Consider the following 8,757-nt stretch of genomic DNA (forward strand, 5'->3'; position numbering starts at 1 on the left):
CTCAGAAAGGCCAGCCATGCTCGAGGAGGCAAAACGACTTGCGCCGAAGCCCGCTGCATTGCGGGAACCATTCCTGAAATCTGGCAATCTGTGGGCCTTTCCCGGCTGCGGTCAGCTGATGATGGACGCAGAGGGCGTGTTCATCGGCCAAGTGTGCCACATCGAGGCGGCCGAAGAGGACGGCGAGCGCTTCAATCCAACGATGAGTAACGAGGACCGGCGGGCGACCCCGAACCTCATGCTGATGTGTTACCCGCATCACCAGAAGACAAACGACGTTGCTGCCTTTCCGGCGGAGAAGCTCAAGCAGATGAAGGCCGATCACGAGCGCCGCTTCTCGCGCCCCGACCGCGCCATCCTCGAAACCCTCACCGACTGGACCGAGCTTGACGCCCCGACTGAGGTCCGGAATCTCAAGCGCCTAGACGAGGTACTTGGAGAGCTAAACGTCTATGTCGCCGGCCTGCGGAACGTGCCGATCGAGCTTCGCAAGTTTCTCGGGGCCGTCATGAGGCGGGCCGTGAAGATGGTCAATAGTCGGGTTGTCCAAACCGCCGGGCACGCCACCCTGATTCTTACTGCCGATCTGAAAGGCGCGTTTAATCTTAGCGAACATGCTATTGCCGAGCGCGCGAACCAACTTGACGCCTATGGCCTCGGCGACGTCGACCAGATTGACACTGACATGGGGCCGAAGGCTGCCGTGCGCATCCGGAACCTCAAGAGCGGCTGGCCATTGTGGAGCGACATTGTAACTTTGTAACTTTCTGCGATGCGACCGCAGAGCCACTCGAGGCGTTCACGGACGATCTGGATTTCGCGCGGCTTGACGGCTGACTACGCGAAAGCGGACATTCCGAAGCTTCTGAAGGGGGCATAAAGTTCGACCGAGCGAATGTCCCGGCGACGTCCCATATGGGCCAGATGCGGATATGGAGACTGCACGCGGTCTGCTGGCGAGAGCGACTGCTCAATCCCGTGGCTGTGTGAGAACCATCCGTCCTGCCGGACGCCAGTGCAAGTGAAGTGCGCCGCCCTTCTCAACCTCAACCGCGCACCGCAGCGATGAGCGGCTGAACGCCCAGGATCGCGATCATCCGTTTGATGTTGTAGGCCAACACGCAGAGGCTCATCTCGGCTTTCACGCCCTCCAGGCCTCTCGTCAGGAAGTGCGTGTAGCCCATCCACGCTTTGATCGTGCCGAACGTGTGCTCCACGGTCCTTCGGCGGACGGTCATGGCGTTGCCAGCGTCGAGCCGCTTCTGCATCGCTTCGATGACGCCTTCATGCTCCCATCGCACACGGCGTTCCTTGCTTGTCGTGCACTTCGCCTGCAGCGCGCAGGCGCCACACTTGTTTGTCCAGTAGCTGTGCAGCGTTCGCCCTTCCTCCAAGCGCGTGAACCGGTAGGGGAGGATCTCGCCTGCCGGGCAGCGATAGGCATTCTGATCAGCAAGGTAGACGAAGTCGTCCTTGCCGAACCGGCCGGCTGCCTTGGCATTCGATGTAAGTGGCTTGGGCACGTGAGGCGTGGCGCCAATGGCCTCGCAGGCAAGAACCTCATCGCCGCTGAAGTAACCGCGGTCAGCCAGGACATCGATCTTCTCGACGGCCATCGCTTCTTTTGCCAGGCGCGCCATGGGAGAGAGCAGAGTTCGGTCGACGACGACGTTGGTAACCTCGTGGGCAACGATCAGATGGTGTTCGGTATCGACCGCCGCCTGCACATTATAGCCGACAACGCCGGCGCCACGCATGCTCGTAGCCATCGATCGAGCGTCAGGATCGGTGAGTGAGATTTGCTGATCCGGCGCCTCCTGAACGGCCGTCTCCAGCCGCTTGAGCTCAGCAAGCTTCGCCTTCATCGCCGTGATCTTGTCTCTCAATCGCGTGGCTTTCGCCTCCGCGTTCTCGCCCTCCTGAAGGTCGGCGGCCTCCAACGAAGCGAGGTAACGCTCGATGCTCGCTTCCACCTGCTCGACACGCCGTTTCAGCTTGCCTCTCGTGAAGTTGCGGTCCCGAGAGTTGACGCCCTTGAACTTAGCGCCGTCGATGGCGGCAACCGCATGCGAGAAGAGACCGAGCTGGCCGCAGATCACGATGAAGCGTGCGCAGGCCGCGCGGATGGCAATGCCATTCGCTTTTCGAAAGTCGGCGATGGTCTTGAAGTCGGGTGCAAGGCGACCGGTTAGCCACATCAGCTCGACGTTGCGAGCGGCCTCGCGCTCCAGCCGACGGCTCGACTGGATGCGATTGAGATAGCCGTAAAGATAGATCTTCAGAAGCGTCGCTGGATGATAGGCTGGACGACCGGTCGCCGCTGGCTGAATGCGCTCGAACCCAAGAGCGGCTAAGTCGAGCTCCTCTACGAAGGCATCGACCACGCGGATCGGATTATCTTCGGCAATGTAGTCTTCGAGGCAGGCGGGCAGCATCGTCTGCTGACGCCGGTTTTCTCCTTCCACAAATCGGCCCATCCAAGCCTCCCCGGTCGGTTGCGAAAAGCATGGACTGATTTGCTCTTTTCACACAGCCACTCCCATAAGCGGACGTAGGCGTTATGAACCGTGATGATTGCAGTAGTGCGAAGTCTGCTTACAATGGAAATGCAGATGTGCTGCGGCTCGAGACGGCATCCACTCTTGACCCGAAGCCGACCTCAAACCTTCGCGCACCAAATTTCGGCGCCACTGGAAAAGCCCGAGGTGGATTGTCAGCGCTATTCGCCGGACGGAAGCGGTCGGCGTGTGCGAACTCTCCGACCGCGCGCCGATCATAGCGAAGGATAATCCGTGTAACCGTGAGCATCGCCGGCATAGAATGTCTCCGGATCCGGTCTCGACAATGTCGCGCCAGTCTTCAACCGTTCAACGAGGTCGGGATTGGCGATATAAGGGCGGCCGAAACATATGATATCCGCACGGTTGTTCGCTCGGGCGTCAATTGCGAGCTCGAGGTCATAACCGTTGTTCGCGATATAGAAACCGTTAAACGCGACCCGCAACTTCTGCAGATCGAAACTTCCGGCTGGCTGCCGTTCGGCTCCTGTGTCGCCTTCGATCAGGTGAATGTAACAGAGTTTGAGGGGATTTAATCGAGAGATCAAACCCAGGTAGACTGGCTCCGGATCGGAGTCGCCGATGTCGCCGAATTTGGTGAGAGGAGACAGGCGAATGCCGACTTGATCGGAATTCCACACCTTCGTGACAGCGTCCAAGACCTCGATCGCTAGGCGGGTACGGTTCTCGATAGAGCCTCCGTAACGGTCGGTCCGTTTGTTCGTCTTGTCCGAGAGGAATTGTTGAAGAAGGTAGCCGTTCCCTGCATGAACCTCGACACCATCGAAACCAGCCTCCTTGGCGCATATCGCGCCGTGCATATACTGTTCGATAATTCCCGGCATTTCATCGAGATCAAGGGCGCGCGGCGTCTCGAGCGGCTTGAAGCCCGCCGGGGTATAGGCTTGAACGCCCTCGGCGCGCACCGCACTGGGCGCCACGGGAAGCTCGCCATTGGGCTGTAATTCTGAGTGGGAGATGCGGCCTACGTGCCAGAGCTGTAAGAAGATCCGACCGCCTCGCGCGTGCACCGCTTCGGTCACGTTTTTCCAGCCAGCAACATGGCTTGGTGTCCAGATGCCCGGTGTTCGAATATAACCCCTGCCTTGCGCGCTAATATTCGTTGCTTCGGTAACAATGATGCCGGCGGACGCACGTTGGGCATAATAAGTGGTTTGAAGTTCGCTCGGAGTGCCGTCTTCATGCGCGCGCGACCGGGTGAGAGGCGCCATCGCGATGCGGTTTTTCAGCGTCAGGCGACCAAATGACATAGGCTGAAACAGACCGATTTCAGCCGCTTCATTCGTGGCATTGCTCTCCGACATTCCGACTTCCTTTTCTCAATTTTAGCGGCGTTTCCACACCTGATGAGCGGGCGCCCCAGGAGTTTGGGCGGACGTCCGTCGGAGACGATCTTGCCTCCTCCGGCCGTTTTACCCGAAGGGCACCAGACACATGAGAAGGACGGCAATTTGACCGACCTTGACGCAAGGGTCTCTGCAATTTGACCTAACGTCGGTGGCATCCTACCCGCCGCGAAGCGCTTGCGAATCCAAATCGAGAATTGGAAGCTCTAGCCGGCTCAGGTTTTCGAACGCCGGGGCAATCTCGGTTACTGAGATCAAGTAGTCGATCCGCTAAATGCAGCGTGCAGCAAACATGTCAGCTTCTGGGCCATAACAGACCTCAGCTCAAATGCCGGCTCGCTCGTCACTATGTCCCTTCGTTTACAAAAGCTGACTTTCAATGCGCGAAGACGTCATAAGAGAGATAAATCAGATGTCTGGTTTTAAACGAGAAGCGGAACAGACGCTGGATCACGGTGTCGGCTTGACCGAAATGTGCGGCCTTAACCCCGAGTAGAGGCTGCGACGCCAGACGTCTCACGAACCTTCTAAAACGATCTTTCCAGCTTTGTGTGCCCGCACACTCTCAAGCATTTCGTGAGCACGTCGGAGCTCAGAAAGGCCCAGAACAGTTCCGACGTTGGTTCTGAGTTCCTTTGCGTCGAGCAACTTTGTGATCGACTTTAGCGCGGCGGATGTGACGTCAACGAGCATGAACGTGGCTTTGACGCCAAGCCGCTTAGCCGCATTTTGATCAGGCTGAGATACCGCTGAGATCAGGACTCCACCCGGAGACAATGCTTCCAGTGCTTGCGTCTGCGCCTCACCACCGACAGCGTCGATGACGAGATCAATGTCTCCTATTTCGGCCGGTAAATCCTCGGTCCGGCCATCGAAGACTTGGGCTGCGCCAAGGCCGCGCACACAGTCCGCTTTATCGTGTGCGGCGCTTGCGAAGACCTGCGCGCCGGCTCCATGTGCAAGTTGAACGGCATAACTTCCGACATTACCCGCCGCGCCGAGAACGAGGACTTTCTGGTTCGGTTGGATACCGCCGTGATCGAACAGCATCTGCCAAGCCGTTACCGCCACAACGGGTATCGATGCAGCTTCGATATGGGTGATGTCGTCAGGTTTGGCTGCAATCATTCCCGCCGACGCCAAGGCATATTCCGCGTTGGCGCCAGTGAACCTCGGATTGGTCACGCCGAAAACTTCGTCACCAACTCTGATATCGTCAACGCCTTCTCCGATTTCCTGGACGATGCCCGAAAGATCAGAGCCGAGTGTCAAAGGTAGCGGTTGGGGCAAAACGCTTTTGCCCTCCCGGATCCAGCCGTCCCAAGGGCCCACTCCGCTCGCCATGACGCGAACGAGCACTTCGCCATTGCCAGGACGGGGCAGTTCGGCTTCGTCGAACATGATCACGTCCGGCGGCCCGAAGCGATGGATGATGTTGGCCTTCATGGTGCGTGCTCACTTGTCGAGGGTCGTCAGTTTCGCCCCATCATCAGCTACGAAGACGGCAAGGAGGCTCGCCGGCTCGCTTGCACTGGCATTTTCACTGACGAGATGCTGACTGCCCGCAGGCTCGAAGAATGCTTCGCCGGCTTTGTAAACTTTGTCTGGCCCAGTGGCTGAGTTCTCCGACCGAATAGCGCCTGATATAACGAAGGCGAATACGCTGCCCGCGTGATGATGTTTGTTCGATTTGCCCCCTGGTGGATATTTTACGAGCACCGCCGACAGGCTTTTACCGGGAACGTTCGGGAGTTTGACCGATATGACCGGCTGCACTGTCTCGTCGCCTGTCTCGTTCGCTGCAATTGGCAAGCTCAGGATAGCGGCGGTGAGGGCAAGGATCGCGCCCGTAAGTATCGCAAGAGGATAATTCATCACGATGTCTCCTTTCAAAGCCTCATAGGTTTGGAAGCGTTAGTCATCAGCGTGCGCGTGGCAGGCACGGGCAGAGGCAATGATGTTTGCGGGCAGCGAGATGCAGTTAGGTGCGCGTTAGCTATGCCAAGGCGCGCCGTGGATGCGAGTGCAGACGTTAGGGCTGCGGAAATTGGGATCGAAAGCTTCAACATAGCCGGCATTGACCGTACCGTAAGTTGTCTCGGGTTTTTTAAGGGCGGAACGCGCCTGGACCTCAATGAACTCGTTTTTGAAATTGCCACGTGGAAAGGCGCCGACGACCTGATCGCGTTGCTCGGATGAGTATTCATCGTATCCGATGCCGACAACGTCAACTAGAACGCCAGCGTTCGTTAGGTTGATTTCCGGCCGCATGTACTGAGGAATGCCCGGCGTAGTATGGAGGGCGATCGCTTCCCATACCAAGTCCGCGTCAGCGTCAGCGATACCGTGGGTCTTGAGGAAATCGCGAGCGGCGTCAGCGCCATCCACCTCGAACCGCTTCTGGTTCGTCGAGTAGGCAGCGATGAGGCCCATGTCGTGAAACAGAGCCGATATGTAGAGCAATTCGCGGTCGAAGTTGAGTTTCTGGCGAATGCCCTTCATCGCTCCGAACAAGTAGACGCGCACGGAGTGATTAAACAACATCTCACTTTCGTATTGGCGCACAAGATCGGCTGCTTCTTGCGCGAGCTTGCTATCGGGAATTGCAATGCCCGAGATCACTTGTTCCATTTGGAACTCCTTTGCAGGCGCGACCAAGCACGATGCCACTAAGGGCAACTGGCCACCGGCGCGCTCAAGTACGCTTCAATCCATGTCCTGGTTTTGTCATGCTTTCCAACACGAACTGCGAATAATTGAGCAGAAGTTACGGCGATGGAAGTGAACGTCCTTATCCGCGATCACATCTGCCTTGACGTTACCGAAAGTCGTATCCGGCTTATGCTTGATGCCATCGTAGAAGGCTTGAATGATATCTTCTTTGAAGTTCGGTGTTCTCGGAAAAGCCGCGACAACCGCCTCGCGCACGTCATCGTCATATTGGCCATATGTCAGGCCGAGCACGTCCATTTCAACGCCGGCGGTGGTGAGTGCGATGATGGGGTGCATGAATTCAGGCACTCCCGGCGTTGTGTGAAGCGCGATTCCCGTCCAGACTTTCTCTAAATCCGACGCATCCACGCCATGGTTTCTTAGGAAATCGCGTGCCGCGTTCGCACCATCCACTTCGAAGCGCAGATTTTGGCTGCTATGGGCTGGCATCAGGCCGATGTCATGGAACATCGCGGCCGCGTAGAGGAGCTCATGATTGAAGGTCACTTCGCGCTGCTGGCCAGCAATCGCGCCGAAGAAGTAAACCCGGACTGAATGGTTGAAGAGCAGTTCGTTTTCGCTGTCGCGAACGAATTCCGTGATGGCGCGGCCGAGCTTGCTGTCGGGCACCTTGATGCCTTTGATGCTTGCGGCCGGAAGGAGAGCGTCTCTCATGCTCGTTGCTCCTCTTGTATGCTTCCGCCCCTCTTGATAATCCGTCGCCGGTTGGCAGCAATCGGAACGACCATTGAAATCCTGCCAACCGCCAGCGATATACTGCCCGGCCGGACAGCTCCCGTTGCCCGGGATTCGAAACGTCATCACTAGTGACCACTCAAGGCAGGTTCGCCGATGGCGAAAAAAGACGTTGCGCTGATCATCCACGAGGGCGTGCAGGCGCTGGATGTCGCTGGTCCGCTCGATGTGTTTGCCGAGGCCAACGCTCTGTTGCCGGCCGACGAGGGATACGCGTGCTTCATCGTAGCATCCCACAGGAAGCCAATCCGGGCGTCGAATGGGATGCCACTCGGCGCGCACCTGACTTTTGCAGAGGCGGCCCGGCGGTTTCACACTGTGTTGGTGGCGGGCGGGCCTGCCTTACCAAATGCGCCGAAAGACGAGGCCCTTTCTCGCTGGCTTCAGGAACGGGCGCCGGAGTCCGTTCGTTACGGATCGATTTGCACGGGTGCATTCGCTCTCGGGCGAGCCGGGATGCTCGATGGAAAGTGCGTCACCACCCATTGGCAGATTGCTGCACGTCTTGCTGCTGAGTTTCCCAAGGCCCGCGTCGAGCATGATCGGATATATCTGCGGGATGGGGCGCTAGTCACCTCGGCCGGCGTCACGGCCGGAATTGATCTCGCCCTTGAGCTGGTCAGCGAAGATCATGGAGCGGCAATCGCACTTGCCTGCGCAAAGCGCTTAGTCGTCGTCGCGCAGCGACAAGGCGGGCAATCGCAGTTCAGTCCATTGCTTCACGCCCACTGCAACCCGGCGACACCGATAGGCAAGGTGCAGGCCTATGTGCTGGAGCATGTAAGCGAACCATTTCCAGTGGAGAAGCTTGCAAATATCGCCGGTACGAGCTCGCGGACAATCGCGCGTCTCTTCGTCAAAGAACTCGCGCTGACGCCGCACGATTACATAGAAGGGGTGCGTCTCGATCACGCCCGCAACTTGCTCGAAGCGACCGATCTGGCGCTAAAAACTGTTGCATTCGACTGTGGCTTTGCCGGTCCAGAGCAGATGCGCGCGGCTTTCCAGCGCCGAATTGGCATCAGTCCGCAACGCTATCGCGAGAGCTTCCGGCAAGGAAATGCAAGTCGACAGGTGTGAGACGAACGGAGCGCGCATCCCGATGGTCATTTCTGCTTCTGGCCAATCGTGGCAATTCTCCGATGTCTGCTCTCGGCGATCTTCGTGACGTCGTATCCGCTCATCAGAAGAGTATGCGATTTCAAAGATGCGACTTCCGCTTTCTCGGCAAAGCGGACGGACGTCGACCAATTCGGGGTTGCGTTGCGATTGATGTAAAACGATTGAGTGCCCGTGACCACTCTTGACGCTCGATGAGCGCTCGTGACGACATGGAAGTGTAAAACCCCATTGATTTCAGTCGA

9 protein-coding genes are annotated in these 8,757 nt (G+C 57.8%); 2 read left to right on the forward strand and 7 right to left on the reverse strand.

Translation table 11 applies throughout. From position 1 onward, the window contains the following. Positions 1 to 16 precede the first annotated feature (16 nt). Positions 17 to 763, forward strand: coding sequence for a hypothetical protein (locus tag AC1DK3_RS14230; protein ID WP_477192829.1), 747 nt, complete (start codon positions 17 to 19; stop codon positions 761 to 763). 283 nt (positions 764 to 1,046) lie between these two features. Here AC1DK3_RS14230 and AC1DK3_RS14235 read toward each other — a convergent pair whose 3' ends face one another. The 6 genes from AC1DK3_RS14235 to AC1DK3_RS14260 all read right to left on the reverse strand — a co-directional run bounded on the left by AC1DK3_RS14235 (position 1,047) and on the right by AC1DK3_RS14260 (position 7,312). Continuing rightward, a complete protein-coding gene (locus AC1DK3_RS14235; RefSeq protein ID WP_477192830.1) occupies positions 1,047 to 2,477 on the reverse strand; it encodes an IS1182 family transposase in 1,431 nt (476 codons plus the stop codon). 296 nt (positions 2,478 to 2,773) lie between these two features. Continuing rightward, positions 2,774 to 3,883: an alkene reductase gene (locus AC1DK3_RS14240; RefSeq protein ID WP_477192831.1), complete on the reverse strand. Its 1,110-nt coding sequence runs from the start codon at positions 3,881 to 3,883 to the stop codon at positions 2,774 to 2,776. Positions 3,884 to 4,441: 558 nt separating this feature from the next. Next, complete coding sequence (locus tag AC1DK3_RS14245) at positions 4,442 to 5,371, reverse strand: NADP-dependent oxidoreductase (protein ID WP_477192832.1); 930 nt, start codon at positions 5,369 to 5,371, stop codon at positions 4,442 to 4,444. Between the two features lie 9 nt (positions 5,372 to 5,380). Beyond that, positions 5,381 to 5,800 carry a cupin domain-containing protein gene (locus AC1DK3_RS14250; protein WP_477192833.1) on the reverse strand — a complete coding sequence of 140 codons (420 nt, stop codon included), beginning with the start codon at positions 5,798 to 5,800 and terminating at the stop codon, positions 5,381 to 5,383. A gap of 117 nt (positions 5,801 to 5,917) precedes the next feature. Further along, a complete protein-coding gene (locus AC1DK3_RS14255) occupies positions 5,918 to 6,556 on the reverse strand; it encodes an HD domain-containing protein (RefSeq protein WP_477192834.1) in 639 nt (212 codons plus the stop codon). 96 nt (positions 6,557 to 6,652) lie between these two features. Continuing rightward, positions 6,653 to 7,312 carry an HD domain-containing protein gene (locus tag AC1DK3_RS14260; RefSeq protein WP_477192924.1) on the reverse strand — a complete coding sequence of 220 codons (660 nt, stop codon included), beginning with the start codon at positions 7,310 to 7,312 and terminating at the stop codon, positions 6,653 to 6,655. A gap of 177 nt (positions 7,313 to 7,489) precedes the next feature. Here AC1DK3_RS14260 and AC1DK3_RS14265 point away from each other — a divergent pair, with 177 nt between their 5' ends. Then, complete coding sequence (locus tag AC1DK3_RS14265; RefSeq protein ID WP_477192835.1) at positions 7,490 to 8,473, forward strand: GlxA family transcriptional regulator; 984 nt, start codon at positions 7,490 to 7,492, stop codon at positions 8,471 to 8,473. A 26-nt stretch (positions 8,474 to 8,499) separates the two neighbouring features. On the opposite strand, the gene AC1DK3_RS14270 is transcribed toward AC1DK3_RS14265, so the two are convergent. Continuing rightward, positions 8,500 to 8,757: hypothetical protein (locus AC1DK3_RS14270; protein ID WP_477192836.1), on the reverse strand; the 258-nt coding region annotated here is incomplete at its 5' end.

The sequence above is a fragment of the Hyphomicrobium sp. 01T421 genome (genome assembly GCF_056398805.1).